18 protein-coding genes are annotated in these 20,072 nt (G+C 33.8%); 14 read left to right on the top strand and 4 right to left on the bottom strand.

Annotation, left to right across the window (positions count from 1 at the left end; all coding sequences use genetic code 11):
- Position 1 precedes the first annotated feature (1 nt).
- Together Z053_RS0112305 and Z053_RS0112300 are read right to left on the bottom strand one after the other, a co-directional pair.
- Positions 2-1,138: an ATP-binding protein gene (locus tag Z053_RS0112305; protein WP_025665312.1), complete on the bottom strand. Its 1,137-nt coding sequence runs from the start codon at positions 1,136-1,138 to the stop codon at positions 2-4.
- Between the two features lie 85 nt (positions 1,139-1,223).
- A complete protein-coding gene (locus tag Z053_RS0112300; protein ID WP_025665311.1) occupies positions 1,224-1,976 on the bottom strand; it encodes an SDR family NAD(P)-dependent oxidoreductase in 753 nt (250 codons plus the stop codon).
- Between the two features lie 255 nt (positions 1,977-2,231).
- Here Z053_RS0112300 and Z053_RS0112295 point away from each other — a divergent pair, with 255 nt between their 5' ends.
- The 12 genes from Z053_RS0112295 (at position 2,232) to Z053_RS0112240 (ending at position 16,233) form a co-directional block, all read left to right on the top strand.
- A complete protein-coding gene (locus Z053_RS0112295) occupies positions 2,232-3,233 on the top strand; it encodes an AAA family ATPase (RefSeq protein ID WP_025665310.1) in 1,002 nt (333 codons plus the stop codon).
- A gap of 90 nt (positions 3,234-3,323) precedes the next feature.
- Positions 3,324-4,190 (top strand): DUF58 domain-containing protein, encoded by an 867-nt coding sequence (locus Z053_RS0112290; protein WP_025665309.1) that lies wholly within the window; start codon positions 3,324-3,326, stop codon positions 4,188-4,190.
- A gap of 13 nt (positions 4,191-4,203) precedes the next feature.
- A complete protein-coding gene (locus tag Z053_RS0112285) occupies positions 4,204-5,856 on the top strand; it encodes a hypothetical protein (RefSeq protein WP_025665308.1) in 1,653 nt (550 codons plus the stop codon).
- Positions 5,857-5,858: 2 nt separating this feature from the next.
- Positions 5,859-6,863 carry a vWA domain-containing protein gene (locus Z053_RS0112280; RefSeq protein ID WP_025665307.1) on the top strand — a complete coding sequence of 335 codons (1,005 nt, stop codon included), beginning with the start codon at positions 5,859-5,861 and terminating at the stop codon, positions 6,861-6,863.
- Between the two features lie 58 nt (positions 6,864-6,921).
- Positions 6,922-7,956 carry a vWA domain-containing protein gene (locus Z053_RS0112275; protein WP_025665306.1) on the top strand — a complete coding sequence of 345 codons (1,035 nt, stop codon included), beginning with the start codon at positions 6,922-6,924 and terminating at the stop codon, positions 7,954-7,956.
- Positions 7,957-7,962: 6 nt separating this feature from the next.
- Entirely contained in the window at positions 7,963-8,850 is an 888-nt protein-coding gene (locus Z053_RS0112270; RefSeq protein WP_025665305.1) for a tetratricopeptide repeat protein, read from the top strand.
- 55 nt (positions 8,851-8,905) lie between these two features.
- Complete coding sequence (locus Z053_RS0112265; RefSeq protein WP_025665304.1) at positions 8,906-10,672, top strand: BatD family protein; 1,767 nt, start codon at positions 8,906-8,908, stop codon at positions 10,670-10,672.
- 3 nt (positions 10,673-10,675) lie between these two features.
- Entirely contained in the window at positions 10,676-11,425 is a 750-nt protein-coding gene (locus Z053_RS0112260; protein WP_025665303.1) for a tetratricopeptide repeat protein, read from the top strand.
- A 78-nt stretch (positions 11,426-11,503) separates the two neighbouring features.
- Complete coding sequence (locus tag Z053_RS0112255) at positions 11,504-11,833, top strand: hypothetical protein (protein WP_025665302.1); 330 nt, start codon at positions 11,504-11,506, stop codon at positions 11,831-11,833.
- Positions 11,834-11,957: 124 nt separating this feature from the next.
- Entirely contained in the window at positions 11,958-13,514 is a 1,557-nt protein-coding gene (locus Z053_RS0112250) for a SulP family inorganic anion transporter (protein WP_025665301.1), read from the top strand.
- Between the two features lie 102 nt (positions 13,515-13,616).
- Complete coding sequence (locus tag Z053_RS0112245) at positions 13,617-14,249, top strand: carbonic anhydrase family protein (RefSeq protein WP_025665300.1); 633 nt, start codon at positions 13,617-13,619, stop codon at positions 14,247-14,249.
- A gap of 97 nt (positions 14,250-14,346) precedes the next feature.
- The gene (locus tag Z053_RS0112240; protein WP_025665299.1) at positions 14,347-16,233 is read left to right on the top strand and encodes a SulP family inorganic anion transporter; all 1,887 of its coding nucleotides are present in this window, start codon (positions 14,347-14,349) and stop codon (positions 16,231-16,233) included.
- A gap of 55 nt (positions 16,234-16,288) precedes the next feature.
- Here Z053_RS0112240 and Z053_RS0112235 read toward each other — a convergent pair whose 3' ends face one another.
- Entirely contained in the window at positions 16,289-16,795 is a 507-nt protein-coding gene (locus Z053_RS0112235) for a CvpA family protein (protein WP_025665298.1), read from the bottom strand.
- Between the two features lie 172 nt (positions 16,796-16,967).
- Between Z053_RS0112235 and Z053_RS0112230 the strand changes: the two genes are divergently transcribed.
- Entirely contained in the window at positions 16,968-17,210 is a 243-nt protein-coding gene (locus Z053_RS0112230) for a hypothetical protein (protein WP_025665297.1), read from the top strand.
- 5 nt (positions 17,211-17,215) lie between these two features.
- Positions 17,216-17,491, top strand: coding sequence for a hypothetical protein (locus Z053_RS0112225; RefSeq protein WP_025665296.1), 276 nt, complete (start codon positions 17,216-17,218; stop codon positions 17,489-17,491).
- Here the strand turns inward: Z053_RS0112225 and Z053_RS0112220 are convergent.
- Positions 17,488-20,055, bottom strand: a complete 2,568-nt coding sequence (locus tag Z053_RS0112220) for a TonB-dependent receptor domain-containing protein (protein WP_025665295.1) — start codon at positions 20,053-20,055, stop codon at positions 17,488-17,490. The genes Z053_RS0112225 and Z053_RS0112220 overlap by 4 nt on opposite strands.
- Positions 20,056-20,072: the final 17 nt, after the last annotated feature.

Genomic DNA, 20,072 nt, shown 5'->3' with positions numbered 1-20,072 from the left:
ATTAACTATATCTAACTTTTCTCAAAATCCGAATACTTTCTTTACAGAGAGAATATATAGTATCGTCATAGAGTTTTAAATATGGTTTTGCCTCTTCTAGTTTTTCTTTTGCATCACTAAGGTCATTAAAATAACAAATCAAATACGTAGCAGGAAGATTTACAATATCTTTTTCTTCGTTTTTTGATAGGGGAATTTTGTTTTTTAATTTCTCGATTAATGCATTATTGCTATTATATAAATGATGTAATGTTTTACGATCAAATTGTGGTGGTTCAAAAAGAAGCTTACTTTCGATATCATAACTGGCGTTGTCCTTAAAGGTAATTACGACTTCTTCTAGAGGATAATAGCTAAAAGTATCCTGTAAGCCTAATTGCACATATTCTATAATTTTAAATTGATCATCGGTTAACGATATGCTCACTTCGTCTAATTCTGAATAAAATAACTTTACATGTTCGTTGATTAATTCGATATCTACTCGGGAGTAATATACTTCTCCATTTTGCCGTTTTTCTTTGGCTGCCCAGCAGACCACAAAATATTCTTTAAAAACCTTATACGTCGGATTGTAATCTGTTCTAGAGTTCATAAAATCAAAAACTCCGTCTAGAGTAAGTTCTATATTGTTCTGGGCATGACTTTCTATAGCAGTTACAATTTCTGAATTGACATCTTTGATTTCAATATCAAAAACTTTAGGCATACTCATGCTACCATCTCTAAAAAAGACACTACCGCCATAATATTTCCAGATATTCTTGCGCAGAGAACAGAGTTGTCCACCTTGGGGTCGAATGGTTACTAATCCTACTACTTTATCCGATGGCAAATGCGGAAAAGGAATATTTTCATATGACACAATAGGAGGGTTGTCTAAATATGCATTTACCAGGTTTTGGATTTTACTATCGTCAAAAAAATCAACTCCTATAATTTGATTATCTTCATCTTCAACCCCTATTACGATATATGAATTATTTTTGGGATTAGAATTTGCCAGTGCACAAATATGCTTTAAGAATTTAGCTTTTCCCTCTTTCTCACCAATATTAAGTTTACGTTTCTTGTCATAAAAACTATTTTCGTCATTATGTGCCAGTAGGTTCTTAATAAGGAGGCGTTTGTTAATCATTCCGTTTACAAATAGCAATTGAAACTTTTCCCAATATAAACTTAGCCATTTTTATTGGGTCAACAATGCGATGAGAATAAAGAAATTATAAACTTTTATTAACTATTGTACTGCCCGCCTGCGCAGTAGGGAATACAATAAGATCTGCAATGTTAACATGATATGGCCGGGTAACCACAAAAGTTATAATATCTGCAATATCTTCTGGAGTGAGTGGATCAAAACCTTTATACACAGTATCTGCTTTTTGATCATCACCTTTAAATCTAACGTTACTAAACTCAGTTTCTACTAATCCTGGATGAATAGCACCTACTCTAATGCCGTATGAATTAAGATCCATACGCATTCCCTTGTTAATAGCATCTACAGCATGTTTACTTGCACAATATATGTTTCCGTTTGGATAGACTTCTTTTCCTGCAATTGAGCCAATATTGATAATATGGCCAGATTGTTGCGCAATCATTTTTGGTATAACCGCTTTAGAAACATACAGTAATCCTTTAACATTAATATCTATCATAGCATCCCAATCATCAAGGTTTCCGGTCTGAATAGGGTCAAGGCCATGTGCATTTCCAGCATTATTAATAAGAATATCAATTGTACTAAACTCTGCAGGAAGATTTTCAATCATAGAAAGAACCTTATCTTTATCTCTAACATCAAAACAAAGTGTGTGTACTTGCACTTTTTTACTTAGTTCACTCTGTAGTGTATCTAATCGGTCTTGTCTTCTCCCACAAAGAATAAGATTTATATTATGTTTTGCTAACTCTATTGCGGTAGATTTTCCAATCCCACTAGTGGCCCCTGTGATTAATGCTGTTTTCATAAGTAAGTTTAATATTTTAAAAAAATGCAACACCTTTACATTAGATACGTCTTTTGATAAGATCATCGTAAAAACGATGAAAATCTTTATGTCCAATTTTTTGTAAAAGTGGTTTAAATATACTGTAAAATTTATGCCTAAAACAGGTTTTATAGTGCACATTTAACCAAGAATTAACAAGAGCATGAAAATTAATTCGACAATTTGCAATGTTGGATTATGAATGTTAAATTCACGCCTTAAAAAATAAAATAGATGGAAGAGAATAATGCTATTGATATTGCTTCAATCAATCAGAAAATAGAAAAAGAATCTGCATTTGTAGATTTACTAACTCTAGAAATAAACAAAGTAATTGTAGGTCAAAAACATATGGTCGAACGATTACTCATTGGGTTATTGGGTCAAGGTCATATTTTGCTAGAAGGGGTTCCTGGTTTGGCGAAAACATTAGCTATTAATACATTATCTAAAGCTGTTCAAGGTAGTTTTAGTCGTATTCAGTTTACACCAGATTTATTACCAGCTGATGTAGTGGGAACTCTTATTTTTAATATGAAAGAGAATGATTTCTCGATTAAGAAAGGACCAATTTTTGCCAATTTTGTCTTAGCAGATGAAATTAACCGTGCGCCGGCAAAAGTGCAAAGTGCTTTACTAGAAGCTATGCAGGAGAAACAAGTTACCATTGGTGATGAGACTTTTGTATTAGACAAACCATTTTTGGTAATGGCAACACAGAATCCGGTTGAGCAGGAAGGAACATATCCTTTGCCAGAAGCTCAAGTTGACCGTTTTATGCTAAAAACAGTAATTGATTATCCAAAATTAGACGAAGAACAACTAATTGTTCGTGCTAACCTCAAAGGATCCTTTGAGAAGGTAAACCCTGTTGTTTCTGTAGAGCAGATTATTAATGCTCAGAAAGCAGTTAGAGAAGTATATATGGATGAAAAGATCGAAAAATACATCCTGGATATCATTTTTGCCACACGTTATCCAGAAAAATATGGTTTAGAAGAACTTAAGCCTTTAATCAACTTTGGAGCATCACCTCGTGGAAGTATCAATTTGGCTACTGCAGCAAAATGTTATGCCTTTATTAAACGAAGAGGATATGTGATTCCAGAAGATGTTCGTGCAGTAATTCTTGATGTACTTCGCCATCGTATTGGGATTACCTACGAGGCCGAAGCAGAGAACGTAACTTCAGAGGATATCATTAACAAGATTGTAAACGAAATTGAAGTACCATAGAGATTTTGGATTTTAGAATTACGATTTTGGATTTTTAATATGAGAATCCGAAATCGTTAATCGCCGATTCATCAATCGTAAATCATAATAATGGATACTAAAGAGTTACTAAAAAAAGTTCGAAAAATTGAAATTAAGACGCGTCGCTTGAGTGACCACATCTTTGGAGGAGAGTATCACTCTACTTTTAAAGGGCGTGGTATGACTTTTAGTGAAGTACGACAATATCAATTTGGTGATGATGTTCGTAATATAGACTGGAATGTAACGGCTCGATATAATGAACCTTATATAAAAGTGTTTGAAGAAGAGCGAGAACTTACTATGATGTTGATGGTAGATGTTTCGGGATCACAACTTTTTGGTACTCAAGAACAATTTAAAAAAGGAATCATTACCGAAATCGCAGCAACTTTAGCATTTTCTGCAACTCAGAATAATGATAAGATCGGATTGATTTTATTTACCGATGAAATAGAATTATTTATTCCGCCTAAAAAAGGAAGATCTCATGTGCTAAGAATTATAAGAGAATTATTAGAATTTGAGCCTAAAAGTAAAAAAACGAATATTACAGAAGCATTGAAGTTTTTATCCAATGTGATGAAAAAGAAAGCAATCGTCTTTATACTGTCTGATTTTATTGCAGATGATTACCAACATACATTAAAAATTGCAGGAGGAAAACATGATGTTACTGGGATAAGAGTGTATGATCGAAGAGAAGAAGAAATCCCTAATCTGGGAATGGTGCAAATGGAAGATGAAGAAACAGGAGAACTTTTGCTAGTGAATACAGGTTCTAAAAAAACACGAACCAATTATAGTAAATATTATCATGAAAGAGTAGATTACTTTAAAGATAGTTTTACTCGCAGTGGAGCGGGTTCTTTGAGTAGTAGAATTGATGAGAGTTATGTGAAGAAATTGTTAGGCTATTTTAAAAGAAGAGGATAAGGAAGATTTAAGAATGACGAATTACGAATTACGATTTGAAAAAAGAACTATACAACCGGGAGCCCTTAGGCTTTTTACCTGGATGATATTCTTTGTTTTTAGTGGGCTTGGAGCTTTTGCCCAAGTTTCGGCTACAATCGACTCTACTACAATAGAAATAGGAAATGAGATTCGATATAAAATGCAAGTCGAAGCAGATTCGACTCAAATAGTTGTTTTTCCTGAAGGACAAACATTTACTCCTTTAGAAGTAATCGAATCTCAAAAAATAGATACCTCTAGAAACGGAAAACGTTTTAATCTTACCAAAGAGTATGCATTAACTCAATTTGATTCTGGTCATTATACCATACCAAGGCAAAAAGTAGTGATCGGTGATAAGGTTTTTTTTACCGATTCTCTTAAAGTTGAGGTCAAAGATGTTTTGGTCGATACCACTAAACAAAAAATGTATGAGATCAAACCTCTGGTTGATGTAGATGCTAAATTTGCTTTTAACTGGAAAAAATGGCTCTTATGGATTGGTGTTTCTCTACTCATATTAGGAGTAATCGCTTTTTTTATATTTAGAAGGAAAAAACGAAAAGCAAATAAAGAAGATGAGTTACCTCCTTATGAAAGAGCAATATTAGCACTTCAGAAAATTGATGAGTCTCATTTATTAGAAAAAGATTCACATAAAGAATACTATTCGCAGTTAAGTGATACCGCTCGTAAATATATCGATGAAGAAGTGTATGATCATGCTATGGAGAGCACAACCGATGAGTTAATTACGAGACTTGATGAAGAGATTAGATCAGGAAATCTTAATTTGGATAAAACCACTATTGAAGAACTTAAGAATGTGTTGAAAACTGCAGATATGGCCAAATTTGCCAAATCTAAACCCGATATCATAACAGCAAGAGCAGATCGTAATGTTATCGAACAGGTGATTCATAAGACAAAAAGTGCGATACCAGAACCAACCGAAGAAGAATTATTGGCAGATGAAGAGTATAGAAGAACAGTAGCCGAGAAAAAACGCAGAAAGAAAATTATTTTTGGTAGCATTGGAGCCATTGCAGTAGTTACTATTACATTACTCATCTTTATTTTGGTAAAAGGGTATGATGTTGTAAAAGACACACTACTTGGGCATCCAACAAAAGAGTTGGCAGAAACCGAATGGATTACAAGTGCTTATGGATCTCCTCCTGTTACTGTTGCCACTCCCAGAGTATTGATTCGTAACGCGTATCAAATGACAGAAGAACAAAAGCAGATTCTTAAAGGAAATGAAACTTTTGTATATGGAAGCCTGGCAGGAAATTTCTATGTAGTGGTAACTACAGTACAATATAAACAGCCTACCGAAATAAAGTTAAATAAAGTAGTAGAAGGTGTAGTGGGAAAATTTGAATCTATGGGAGCGAAGAATATTTCTGTAAAGGATGAAGAATATGAAACTTTAGGCGGAGCAAAAGGAGTTAAAGTATTTGGAAATCTGGAAATAGTGAATCCTGTAACCAAAAAGAAACAAAAAAACAGTTACTTGATGTTGAATTTTGCAGAAAATGGAGGGTTTCAACAAATCACTTTGGTATATGATGTTGAGGATCGTTATGCAAAAGATGTTGCCGAGCGTATTATTAATTCTGTAGAACTTAGAAATACCAAATAACGATGTTTGAAAATTTTACATTTGAAAATCCACAGTTTTTTTGGTTGTTTTTACTACTTCCATTAGCAATAGGATGGTATATATGGAAACGAAATAAGCAGCAAGCTGCTTTAAAAATATCTAGTGTTAAAGGATTTAAAGTTTCGGGAAGTTGGCTCACCAAATTAAAGCCATTGTTGTTTATCATACGTCTAATGGCGTTATCTTTAATTATTACTGCATTAGCGAGGCCTAGAACAGTAGATGTATCTACCAAAACCAAGACTACCAAAGGTATCGATATTGTGATGTCTATAGATGTATCTGCCAGTATGTTGGCAAAAGACCTTAGACCAAACAGGTTAGAAGCATTAAAAGAAGTAGCTGCAGAATTTATTAAGGATAGACCTAATGATCGTATTGGCTTAGTCGTATATGCGGGAGAAAGCTTTACCAAAACCCCAATTACAAGTGATAAATCAATTGTGTTAGGTAGTTTAAAAGATGTAAAATATGATAATGTCTTAGAGAATGGTACGGCTATAGGAATGGGACTGGCAACATCTGTAAATCGACTTAAAGACAGTAAAGCTAAGAGTAAAGTGATTATTTTACTTACAGACGGTTCTAATAATGCTGGTTTTATCGATCCTAAGATTGCTTCAGAACTAGCAGTAGAATATGGTATTAAAACCTATACAATTGGTATTGGTACAAACGGAATGGCTTTGGCTCCTGTAGCTATATTACCAAACGGATCTTTTCAATATGGTAGAGTGCAGGTAGAAATCGATGAAGATTTATTAAAAGAAATTGCTAAAGTTACCGGAGGTAAATATTTTAGAGCAACAAATAACAAAAAATTACAACAGATTTATCAAGAAATTGATAAATTAGAAAGAACAGATATCGAAGAATTTAAATTCTATAATTATGAAGAAAAATTTAGATCATTGGTGCTGCTGGCAGGATTATTAATTTTTATAGAATTTTTGTTTAGATATACAATATTTAGAAGTTTTATTTAAAAAAATATAAACCTCATAGACTTTGAAAATCAATGAGGTTTAATGAATAAGGTAGAAAATGTACGTATTAGAAGAGAAAATATATTTCTGGTTATTATTGGGTATTCCAGTACTAATTCTGCTGTTTTTAGGAGTGTTAGTATGGCAAAAGGCAGCTCAAAAGAAGTTTGCAGATGCAGCACTTCTTAAAAAATTGAGCCCTAATCGATCTATCTTTAAATCAGTATTAAAGATTATTATAATTAGTTTAGCTCTGGCTTGCCTGGTGATTGCCCTAGTTAATCCTAAGGTAGGTACAAAACTCGAAACCGTAAAACGAGAAGGAGTAGATGTTGTTTTTGCAATAGACGTATCTAAAAGTATGCTAGCAGAAGATATTGCACCCAATAGATTAGAAAAATCAAAGCAGTTAGTTACCCAGATTATCAATAATCTGGCAAGTGATCGCATTGGGATCATTGCATATGCAGGTAGTGCTTTTCCTCAATTGCCAATTACTACAGATTACGCTTCGGGAAAGATGTTTCTACAATCTATGAATACAGAAATGCTATCTTCTCAAGGAACTGCAATCTATGAAGCTATAGAATTAGCAAAAACATATTATAATGATGAAGAACAAACCAATAGAGTTTTATTTATTGTAAGTGATGGAGAAGATCATGAAGGTAATGTAAAAGCCATTGCAGAAGAAGCGGCCAAAGAAGGAATTAAGATTTTTACAATAGGTGTAGGATTAGAAAAAGGAGCACCTATACCTATAAAGCGAAATGGAATTGTACAAACGTACAAGAAAAATAGTCAGGGAAGTACTGTAATTACCAAATTAAACCCGACAACTTTACAGGAAATTGCTAATGAAGCAAATGGCACATACATTGATGGTAGAAATACAAGTAAAGTTGTAGAAGAAGTGACTACTGTACTGCAAAATATGGATAAAAAAGAATTTGAAGCCAAGCAGTTTGCAGATTTTAAAGATCAATTTCAGTGGTTTCTGTTTGCCGGACTGTTATTATTATTTTTAGATATTTTCTTGTTAGAAAGAAAAACATCTTGGGTAAAAAAATTAAACCTGTTTAACGAACAATAGTGAGGTATGAAAAAGATTTTATGTGTTATATTATGTTTTCAGATAGGGATCATATGTTCTCAGGAAGAGAATCGTGATCAAATTATTAACGAAGCAAATCAGTTTATAGCTACAGGTAATAAAGTTCTGGTTAAAGATGGTAATTTTCCTAAGGCAGAAGGAGAATACAGAAAAGCAATTGCCAAAAATCCTGTAAACCCTACAGCAAAGTATAATTTGGCTAATGCATATTATAATTCTGAAAAATATGATGAAGCTACCCATCGTTATACAGAAGCAGCTAAGGTAGCTTCGGCTAAGTCAGAAAAACATAAGGCGTTTCATAATCAGGGAAATACCTATATGGAGCAAAAAAAATATAAAGAAGCTGTTGAAGCTTATAAAAATGCGCTTAGAAATAATCCCAAAGATGATGAAACGCGTTATAATCTGGCATTGGCCAAGAAAATGCTAGAGCAACAGCAACAGCAAAATGATCAGAATAAGGATAAAGACCAAAACAAAGATCAGAAGGAAGATAATAAAGATAAGAAAGAGGGCGACGATAAAGAAGATAAAAAGGGAGATGATGGAGATAAGGAAAAAGAAAAGGGAGAAGATCAAAAGGATAAAGAAGGAGATAAAGGAGAGGATAAAAAAGATGAGGGAGATAAAGAAAAGGATGACAAGGGTGAGCCTAAAGATGAGAAAAAGGATAAAGGAAAAGATCAAAAAGAACAGGAAGGCGAACCTAAAGATCAACAACAGCAACAACAACAGGTTCAGGGTAAATTATCCCCAGAACAGGTTAAAAGCTTACTCGAAGCTATGAATAATCAAGAAAAGAAAGTTCAGGATAAGATTAACGCCAAAAAAGCTCAGGGATCAAAAGTTAAAACAGATAAAGACTGGTAATTTGATAAAAGACATGTTAGGTTTTAAGAATCTAATGGTCTAAATAGCATAAAAAATGAAACTAAAACTAATTTTTCTAACACTATTTCTGGCCACGATGCAGCTTGCATTGGCACAGGTGAGGTTCGAGGCTAAAGTAAGCAAGAAAAAGTTAGGTGTAAATGAAAGATTACGAGTAGATTTTGAAATGAATAAAGATGGAGACAATTTTACACCTCCTTCCTTTTCGGGGTTTACCGTTGTAGGTGGACCTAATCAATCTATTAGTAATTCTTGGGTTAATGGAAAACGATCATACGCCAAAACATTTAGTTATTTCCTTGAACCTACTCGTAGAGGACAATTTACTATAAAGCAAGCAACTATAGAGATTGATGGGCAGACGTATAAAACATTACCTATTAGAGTTGAGGTTACAGGTGCAGTAGATAAACCAAAAGATGGTAATGATACTGATTTTGTGGCAAGTGAAAACCTTCATCTTATAGCAGAGGTTTCTAAATCAAACCCCTATTTAAATGAAGCAATTACAGTAGTGTATAAACTGTATGTTAGTCCGAGAATTAGTGTAAGTAACTGGAGAGAGCTAGACAGTCCAAAATATAGCGATTTTTGGAGTCAGGCGATCGATATGAAACAACTCAAAATTGAAAATGGAGAATATAAAGGAGAACCATATCGTTATGTAGTACTTCGTAAAACAGTACTATATCCACAAAAGACAGGTAAATTAAATATAGAACCTCTTACGTTAACCGTTTCTGTAGATGTTCCTACAAAAAGAAGAGATATTTTTGGCGGTAGACTGTATACGACAGTTAATAAGACTGTTGCTGCAGGTAATAGAGTGATAGAAGCAAAACCTTTACCAATACAAGGAAAACCAGATGATTTTTCGGGCGCAGTAGGAGATTTTGATTTTAAAGTAACCGCTAATAAAACAGAGTTGGATGCTACAGAATCCTTAGATGCCAAGGTTTTGGTTACAGGTAATGGTAATTTAAAGCTATTTGATTTACCAAAGCTTAATGTTCCTAATGGTTTAGAACAATATGAACCGCAGCATAATGAAAGAGTGCGAACAAACCTAACAGGTATGGGGGGTAGCATATCTGATACCTACACCTTAGTACCACAATATAAAGGTAAATATCCTATACCATCTATTTCGTTTTCTTATTTTGATTTAAAAACAGAAACCTATAAAAGAATTACGTCAGACGAGATTGTAATTAATGTAAAAAATGGCCCTGATGGGGGAGATACTGTAGTGACATCAGAATCGGGAGGAACAAATAAGAAGCTAGTGACTCAAGCTGGAAATCAATTTAGATTCTTAAAACTAAATGCAGAACTTCAGGCTATTCAAAAAGAACACTTTTTTAAGTCTACCGCATATTGGTTATCATTAACTGCACCATTATTAGCAATTCCTCTATTCCTTTTCTTTGGTAAAAAAAGGCAAGAACGGCTAAGTGATATAAGCGGGAACAGAGTTCGTAAAGCAGATAAACTGGCTCGTAAATACCTTTCTGAAGCTAAAAAAAATCTAGGAAACCAAAAGGAATTCTATATTGCTATGGAACGAGCATTGCATAATTATTTAAAAGCAAAACTGCATATCCAGACAAGCGATATGAGTAAAGAACGTATCCAAAGATTATTAAAGGAGCGTGATGTTGAAGATGCAATATCTATAGAATTTATTGCATTGCTAGAGAGTTGTGAATTTGCAAGGTATACTCCATCTTCTACCTCGGCAATGCAACAAGATTATGATAAAGCCTCTAGAGTAATTGCCTCAATAGATAAACAACTATAATGTATGAAAAGAATAGTTGAAACACTTATTTTTTTAAGTATAGCATTGGGTTTTTCTCAAAATCAAGAAGCATTTCAGAGAGGAAACTCATTATATAATCAAGAAAAGTATCAGGAAGCTATAGATGCATACAAATCGATTTTGGATGCAGGTCAGGAATCAGCTTCACTATACTATAATCTAGGTAATGCAAACTATAAATTAAGTAACATAGGTCCTAGTATTTTTTATTATGAAAAAGCGTTAGCATTATTGCCTAATGATGAAGATATCAAAAACAACCTGGCTTTTGCCCAGAAAGCAACAATAGATGCAATAGATGTAATCCCAGAAGGTTTTATTTCGAGAACATTTAAGAAATTTACGAATATGATGGATTTTGATAGTTGGGCATGGTTTTCGGTGATCTGTATTATTGTATTTGTTATCCTGTTTATTTTATATTATATAGCACATAGCTCTACAAAAAAGAGAATATTCTTTGTGGGGTCATGGGCGATATTAATTTTGGGATTATTTGGAGTATTCTTTGCTTTCTCACAATACAATTATATTAAGAACAACCAGTTTGCAATCATTTTTGCTCAGGAAACAACCATAAAAAGTGAACCAAACCTTAGAAGCGAAGAAGTTTTCGAACTTCATGAAGGAACCAAAGTACAGGTGACAGAAACCGTAAATGATTGGAAAAAAATTAAACTTGCTGACGGCAAAATTGGTTGGATTCCTAAAACAGATTTAAGAGAGTTATAATTGATCAATAAAATTTGCAATACATTAACAACATTTGAAAGCAATACTGTTATTTTTGCTTTCTAAAATTACCCTATAGTGATTATCAAACTTCAAATAGCAAAATTTCTAATTCTTTTTGGCTTTATTATAAGTATAGCCAATTATGGGATAGAGCTATTTGACATGTATAATAAAGAAAACACTTCAATGATTTTGGGTTTAGATGACTCTGAAGAAAAATCTGAATCCAAAGAAAATGATAACTCAGAAAAAGAGGATAAAAAAGAAAAAGATAAGATTTACCAAGAAAATCCGGTAAACCAAGCCGGATTGGCTGAGTTATACATTAGTTTGTACTCTTATTTTTACGCGCATAATACTTCGGTTTATCTAGAACAGAAAACCCCTCCTCCAGAAGTTTCATAAAGTATATTATCGACGCCAATTTTGAATACTGATGCTTTACATGAGTAAAGGGTCTGTACATTCTTTTGGTAATTTTTTTATTACACTAACACTTATGTTAAATACAAATTGAATTATTATTGCTATGAGTTTTTTTAAAACATTAAAAAATGATTTACCGGCAAGTGTTGTCGTATTTTTTGTGGCACTGCCGTTATGTTTAGGTATTGCCTTAGCCAGTGGTGCTCCCTTGTTCTCTGGATTGATTGCAGGAATCATTGGAGGTATTGTGGTAGGAGTCCTAAGTGGTTCTCAAATTGGAGTGAGTGGACCAGCTGCTGGACTGGCCGCTATTGTATTAACCTCGATCGGATCGTTAGGAGGTTTCGAAAACTTTCTGGTTGCCGTTGTTCTGGGTGGAGCTATTCAAATAGTACTGGGATTATTAAAAGCAGGAATAATAGGATATTATTTTCCTTCTTCTGTAATTAAAGGAATGCTCACCGGTATAGGAATTATCATTATCCTGAAACAAATCCCATATTTCTTTGGATATATTCCGGGAAAAGGAGAAGGTGCTTTTGAGCAGATTTTTAATTCTTTTATAGATTTAAGTATAGGAAGTACCCTTATTGCCTTAATAGGTTTGGGAATACTAATTCTCTGGAGTAATGTACTTACTAAAAAAGCAAAAATATTCCAATTAATACAAGGGCCTTTAGTCGCCGTTGTTGTAGGAATTGTATTTTATAAAATACTTGGCTCATCAGGAACTTTAGGGATTAACCCTAAAAGCTTGGTAAACGTACCAATCCCATCAGATATATCTAGTTTCTTCGGGCAATTTAGTTTTCCTAATTTCGAAGTGATCACGCAGGGAGATGTGTGGTTAATTGCTTTTACTATTGCTCTGGTAGCAAGCTTAGAAACGTTACTTTGTGTAGAAGCTACAGATAAAATTGATCCAGAAAAAAGAGTTACTCCAACAAATCGAGAGTTATTGGCACAAGGAACAGGAAATATCATTTCGGGACTTATAGGTGGGTTACCTATTACTCAGGTAATTGTTCGTAGTTCTGCAAATATCCAATCTGGAGGTAAGTCAAAACTTTCTGCAATTGTTCATGGGTTCTTTCTATTAATTTCGGTAATTGCTATTCCAAAATTACTTAATTTCATTCCTCTTTCTGTATTGGCAGCTATATTATTAATTGTAGGATATAAGCTGGCTAAACCTGCTACTTTTGCCACTATGTGGAAATCTGGTTGGAAACAATTCGTACCTTTTATAGTTACTGTTTTAGGTATAGTTTTTATCGATTTGTTGTGGGGAATCGGACTAGGATTGATGGTAGGAGTTGTGGTAATTTTATTTAAGAGCTATCAAAACTCACATTTCTTACATATAGAAGATGAAAGCGATGGAAAACGTAAGGTAAAAATGACTCTTGCAGAAGAGGTAACATTTTTCAATAAAGGAGCCATCTTAAAAGAACTTGATAGTTTGCCAGAAGATACTTATCTTACCTTGGATGTTAGAAAAACACGTTTTCTGGATTATGATATTGTAGAAATTCTTGAGGATTTTTCTGAAAAAGCAAGAAACAGAAATATTGATATTAATCTGATTTCAGAAAGAGGTATTGTCGAAAATCCAGAGAGTTACATTAAGTTTTTTAAGCTTAGATCTAAAACTGCATAAATTTTTAAACAAAGAAATGAGCCACCAATAGATACGTTAAATTAGCTGAAATATTAGATGGTAAATTTCATCACACAATTATAAATAATAAAAATATAATAAATGAAAGCACATACTAAAGAAACACAGGCCGCAGTTACTCCGCAAACTGCACTACAGATGCTTAAAGAAGGAAATCAGAGATTTCAGGATAAGCGTATGGCAGATAGAAACCTTTTAGATCAGGTAAGTGATACTAAAGGAGGACAATATCCTTTTGCTACGATCCTTAGTTGTATAGATTCAAGAGTTTCTTCAGAATTAATTTTTGATCAGGGGATTGGAGATATTTTCAGTGCTCGTGTAGCTGGTAATTTTGTTAATGAAGATATTCTGGGTAGTATGGAGTTTGCCTGTAAGCTTGCAGGAACAAAACTAGTTGTGGTATTAGGACATACTGCATGTGGAGCCGTAAAAGGAGCATGTGATGATGCTAAACTAGGAAATCTTACTGCTTTATTAAGTAAAATTAAGCCTGCAGTTGCCGCGGTTGCAGAACCAGCCGCTCCTGCTGAAAGAACTTCTAAAAATATTGATTTTGTTAATGAAGTAGCTATGAAAAATGTAGAGATGACCATCGATAATATAAGAAACCAAAGTGAAGTGCTTCGTGAGATGGAAGCGAATGATGAAATTAAGATTATTGGTGGAATGTATGATATTAGTGACGGAGGTGTCAAGTTTTTTGAAGGATAGGACTCCTAAAATTTTATTAAAAAAATACCGATGCCTCTAAGTGTCGGTATTTTTTTAGTATTTTTTAGAAAGTTTTAACAAAAACCAGAATATATCGATGAAAGGATTTTTCAGTAATTTAAAAGGAGATACCTTTGGTGGATTAACCGCAGGTATCGTTGCATTGCCGTTGGCTTTGGCGTTTGGAGTGTCATCGGGATTAGGGCCAACAGCTGGACTGTATGGTGCTATTTTTATTAGTTTTTTTGCAGCTTTTTTTGGTGGTACAAATACGCAAATTTCAGGTCCGACTGCTCCTATGACTGCTGTAAGTATGGTGGTTATTGCAGGAATTATTGCTGCCAATGATGGTAGTGTTGAAAAAGCCCTTCCGGCAATCTTAACAGTTTTCTTGTTGAGTGGATTGATGCAAATAGGATTAGGAGCTATTGGTTTAGGAAAATATATTAGATATATTCCTTATCCTGTAGTTTCTGGATTTATGACAGCAATTGGTGTCATCATTTTGCTCACGCAAATATTACCTTCATTTGGTTATTACCCAAAAGAAGATGCAGAGTTTGTAGCTCAATTCAAACCAGAAGCAGAAGAAGTAATCCTCGAAAATATTCTTAAAGAAGAAGCTGCAGAAGATATTTTGGTACTCGAAGATTTTAAAGAAACCATCTCAAGAGCAGAAAAAATTACACAGGATGATATCCTACAAGAATCTCAAACACTGGCAGCAAAAGAAGCTTCAGGAGCTTTAGGAGCTATTAAAGTCCTTCCAAGAGTTATGAGAAACATCAATTGGTTAGAGTTATTGCTGGCTATTGGTACTATTATCATTATCTACGGCTTTAAACGTATTACCAGGGCAGTACCAAGTACTCTGGTTTCATTGATAGTGATGTCTGGTATTGCTTATGGTTTTGGGTTAGACTATAGACCAATAGAAGAAATTCCAAGCGGATTACCTATTCCTAAATGGGAGATATTTACTGGATTTAGTCTTGCTAGTATTACTCCATATATTTTTACAGCACTTACATTGGCGTTATTAGGAGCGATAGATTCGTTATTGACCAGTGTAGTGGCAGATAATATGACCAAAACCAAACATAAACCTAATAAAGAATTAGTAGGACAGGGAATAGGAAACAGTATCGCAGCATTGTTTGGAGGTATTCCTGGTGCTGGTGCTACTATCAGAACAGTGGTAAATATTAATTCTGGTGGTAAAACTAAATTGTCAGGAATGATTGCAGGGTTAGTGTTGTTTATTGTTATGATGGGACTTGCTCCGGTAGCTTCAAAAATACCTGCTGCAGTACTTGCAGGAATATTGATTACTGTAGGGATTGGTGTAATGGATTATAAAGGGTTAAAAGCAATACCAAGTTTACCAAGAGATATCAAGGTAGGGCCTGTTAAGTTAAGTTCTGAAGTGTTGGTTATGTTAATCGTGTTGGTATTGTCTACCTTCTGGAACCTGGTTTACGCTGTTGGAATCGGATTAGTGATCGCATCACTTATGTTTATGAAAAAAATCGGGGATCTTACCGCAGAGCGTTCTGATGTGAAATCACTTAAAGAAGAAGCATGGAAAGATGAAAAAGGTTTCCCTACTAAACTAAAAGAAGAAGTATTTATCAAACATCTTAAAGGCCCATTATTCTTTGGTTCTACGAGTGATTTTCAGCAATTGGCCGCTCAGATCCCAGACACCTCTTCTGTGGTGATTATGCGTTTAGATCGTATGCAATATATGGATCAATCTGGTCTATATGCAATGGAAGAAATGATTATGGATTTACAGCAAAAGGACATCAAAGTTCTTTTTGTAGGATTACTAAATCAACCAAGATATATGATGGAACGAATTGATATCATTCCAGATTTGGTTCCTTCAACCTGCATATTTGAAGATTTTGATTCCTGTATCGCCTATTTAGGAAATATCGTAGAAGATACAGTGTCGAGTATTTCATTTGATGAAGATTAAAAACTATTAAGACATAAAACAAGAAGATCAAGCTTTTCTGGATCTTCTTGTTTTATTAAATCTCTTGTTCTTTCTTGTCAACATTTTTCAGGATATCAGGCAATATCATTGGTGCCAACTTCCGAACAGGAGTGTATAATACAGAAGAATTAAGCGTTTCTTCTTTGATGATTGTAATATTTCTATTTAAGGCATCTATAAAAATAATAATAACACTGGCGATAAATGCCATTTTCAGCACTCCAAAAGCACCGCCCAAGAGTTTATTTAAAATCCCAAGTGCTGCATAATCTGCTATTTTGGTAAGAATCTTACCAGCCAAAGAAACAAGGATAACCACTACAATAAAAGTTATTGCAAAAGCTACTAATTTCATAGCTCCTTCTTGCCAATTTACATATTGTTGAAGATATCCCCCAACAATATGCGAGAAGTGAACAGCAATATAGATACCTACTATAAGAGCAACAAGAGAAGCTAACGAGGAAAACAATCCTTTACTAAATCCTTTTATTAACCCCCATAACAAAAGAATTCCTAAAATAATATCGATGTAATTCATTAATAAATGATTATTGAATCTCAAATATAATTCTTTCTGTGTATAAGTACACATTCAATTTTGCTTTGTGAGATATACTCTTACTAGAATTTGTTTTGATAAATGATATTCCTAAAAAGATGATATTTTAAATTTTTTATATATTTAGCATATTATATATATAATATATACTATGAGAAAAATAATAGATATTGATGAGCAAATAATCCCTAAACTTAAGATTATAGCGGCAATAGAGGGATCTAGCGTGAAAAAAATTATGGAAAAGGCCATCATCCAATATATAGAACAAAAACAAAAAGAACAGATGGATTCACTGTCTTTGGATCAAAAGGAGGACTTAGGGTTATTGCTTTTGATGCAACAGGCAAATGCACAGGTCACAGTAAGTGAAGAAGAATTATTTAATTCCTAGCAGACATGGTACTAAAAACCTCTTCACAATTTGCAAAAGATTTTAAAAGCGTTAAAGATGTTTCGTTACGGCATAAGGTGAAAGATGTTCTGGAATCATTAAAAACTGCCAAAAATGTAAATGATGTACCGCATTTCAAAGCAATAAGTGGTAATGATAAGGCATACAAGATGGGCATAGGGTTTTACTATTTGGTAGGAATTATAACATCAGAACAGGAAATAACATTGATGCGATTATTACATCGGGATGAGGTTCTGCAAATCATTAAAAACACCTAAAAATAGATTCTTAAAACTACATTAGGAGTAATTCCTAAGGATTCTTGCTGCAATCTATCCAATTCTATTTCTCCGGTAGTCGCATTATCATCTACCCTATAGCTTATAGAGATAGGCACTTGTCTATTATATATATTTTGTATTGAAGCTCCTATTTGCCCTTTCCAATTACTAGTTTTGTTGAAATCAAATCGATAAATGGCAGAGATATCTAACCTATGATATTCTGGTAAACGCTTTGCATTCGCAGCTCCATATTCAATCTCGTCGTTTACAAGATCAGCATCGGTAAAAGGAGCTCCAGATCGCCATAACCAACCCAAAGAAAATTCCCAATCATTAATTTCATATGTATTAGAAATTCTAAAATTATGAGTGATGTCGTTATTCCCAGAGAAAGAGGTTTCCTGTATTTCAGGAAAAGTATATTTGATATCGTTAAAAGTATATCCTATCCAGGTTCGAAAATTTTCGAACTTCTTTTTTAATAATACATCGATTCCATAAATTATACTTTCTCCTGTAGATAAATCACTATTAATTGTATTAAATCCGTTGGTGACCGATGTTAGACCATCAATATTTTTATAATAACCATCAACCTCAAAATTCCAACCTTTTTTAGAGAATAATAGCCCTGTAGAAAACTGAGTACTTTTTAATACAGGAACTTCTTGATTGGCATGTATCCATAAATTATTTTCCAGGCGAAGCTGGGTGTCTTCAAACTCGATTAATTGACTTATTGGTTGATATCTAAGTTCTCCCGTTGCTTTTATTCTTAAAAGATTAGTAATAGGATACTCAATATTTACTCTGGGCTCAATATACAATTGATCGATTATTGAATAATGGGATGTTCTTATTCCAAGATTGATAAAACTCTTGTTTTTTGGTAAAAACTTATAGCTTGCATATATAGTATTTGCATTGTTTTTTACGCTGCCTGACTCATTTATCGGTGTTTCAAATTCAGCTTCTCTTGTGATTGCATAAGACACTTCACTATTAGAAAATTGGTATCCCAGCATGAGTGAATTTTTGGGGTTAAGGTCATATGTGATATTAAAATCTAATCCAACATCTTTTACGGTATTTTTTCTAACCGATTGTCTTTCTATTTGTAATTCTTGCCTTTCGGTAAACAGGTAATCAGAATCATACTTAGAATAATATGCTTTTAAACTATGATGAAAATGCTCTAGTTTATCGCCTTCCCAGGAAAGACTAGCTCCTTTATTTTGAATTTCAAGATCATCGGTAATCAAATCTTCTTCATCGTTAATTTCGAAAGCAAGATCATTGTTGGTATAAATGGTACTTGCTAAAATTTTGTCATTTTCTGAAGCGTCAATAATGAGTTTTGCACTGGCATCATAAAAGAAAAAGTTATTTTCGGCAATTGCTTCTTCGCGTTCTTCTTCATCGTCATCCTCTTCTTCACCTGTTACAGGTGTTTGATTGGGGTTCTCGACTATTTTTGTATTCTGAAATACTTTTTCAGAAAGTGCATTATAGGTTGGTGTTTCAAAAATATCGGTATAAGATCGTCTAGCAGAAAGTATCAAACCTACAGGTTTTGTCACAGGAACTTTCATAAAAATATCGGCATGAGTACCATTGACTCCTGCACCACCACTAAACTTTTTTGGTATCTTTTTATCACTAGAAATATCAATAACACCCGATACTCTATCGCCATATTTTGGATCTGCACCTCCTTTAAATATTTTGGCACTATTAACTACATTAGGGTTAAAAGCAGAAAACATTCCGAAGAAATGACCGGTGTTATACATTTTTATATCATCCCAAAGTACCAGATTCTGATCTGGTGATCCACCTCGAATTTGTATTCCTGTTGCGGTTTCGTCGGGACTGTTTATTCCAGGAATAAGTTGGATACTTTGAAAAATATCAGGTTCGCTTTGACCGGGAAGAATACCAATTTCTTCATTCGAAATTCTAAATGAGCCGTCAATGTTTTTGTCAATTCCGGTAGTAATGTATTCTACAATAAGCACTTCTGCCAAAGAGGTGCTTTCGATAAAAAGTGGAATTCTGGGACAACTTGAAGCTTTAAAAGAAGAAGCCTTCATCACTTTGTCTTTATAACCAACATACTGTATGGTGATCGATTCGTTCTGATCGATAGTTCCTAATTGAAAAAAACCATCATCATTAGCAATTGTACCTGTTTTAGTACTTTCAATACTTATAGAGGCATAGGAGAGAGGTTCGTTGGTAGTTTCGTCGAAGAGATATCCACAAACTTCAACTTTATTGCTGGGAGAACTAACAACCACCTGTCTATCTGATATTTTTTTAAAATTAAGATGTGTTAGTGTTTTTAAAGTAATCAAAACCTCGTCCAACGGAGTATTGTTAATAGCCAATGTAATGACCTTGTTTTTTACGGTTTCATTACTGAATGAAAAAATGAGATCATACGATTCTGATAACTCGTTAAGCACCTGTTGTAAAGGTGCCTCATTGTAGCTTTTGGTGATTTGTGCTTGTATAGAACATGTGCAAAAAAGTAAGAGTAGCAGAGTTTTTTTCATTGTATGGTTGGGTTTTA

This window comes from Aquimarina megaterium XH134, from assembly GCF_000520975.1.
In the GTDB taxonomy this organism is placed as follows: Bacteria; Bacteroidota; Bacteroidia; order Flavobacteriales; family Flavobacteriaceae; genus Aquimarina; species Aquimarina megaterium.
The sequence above is the reverse complement of the archived record's forward strand: the minus strand, read 5'-3'. Positions and strand labels throughout refer to the sequence as shown.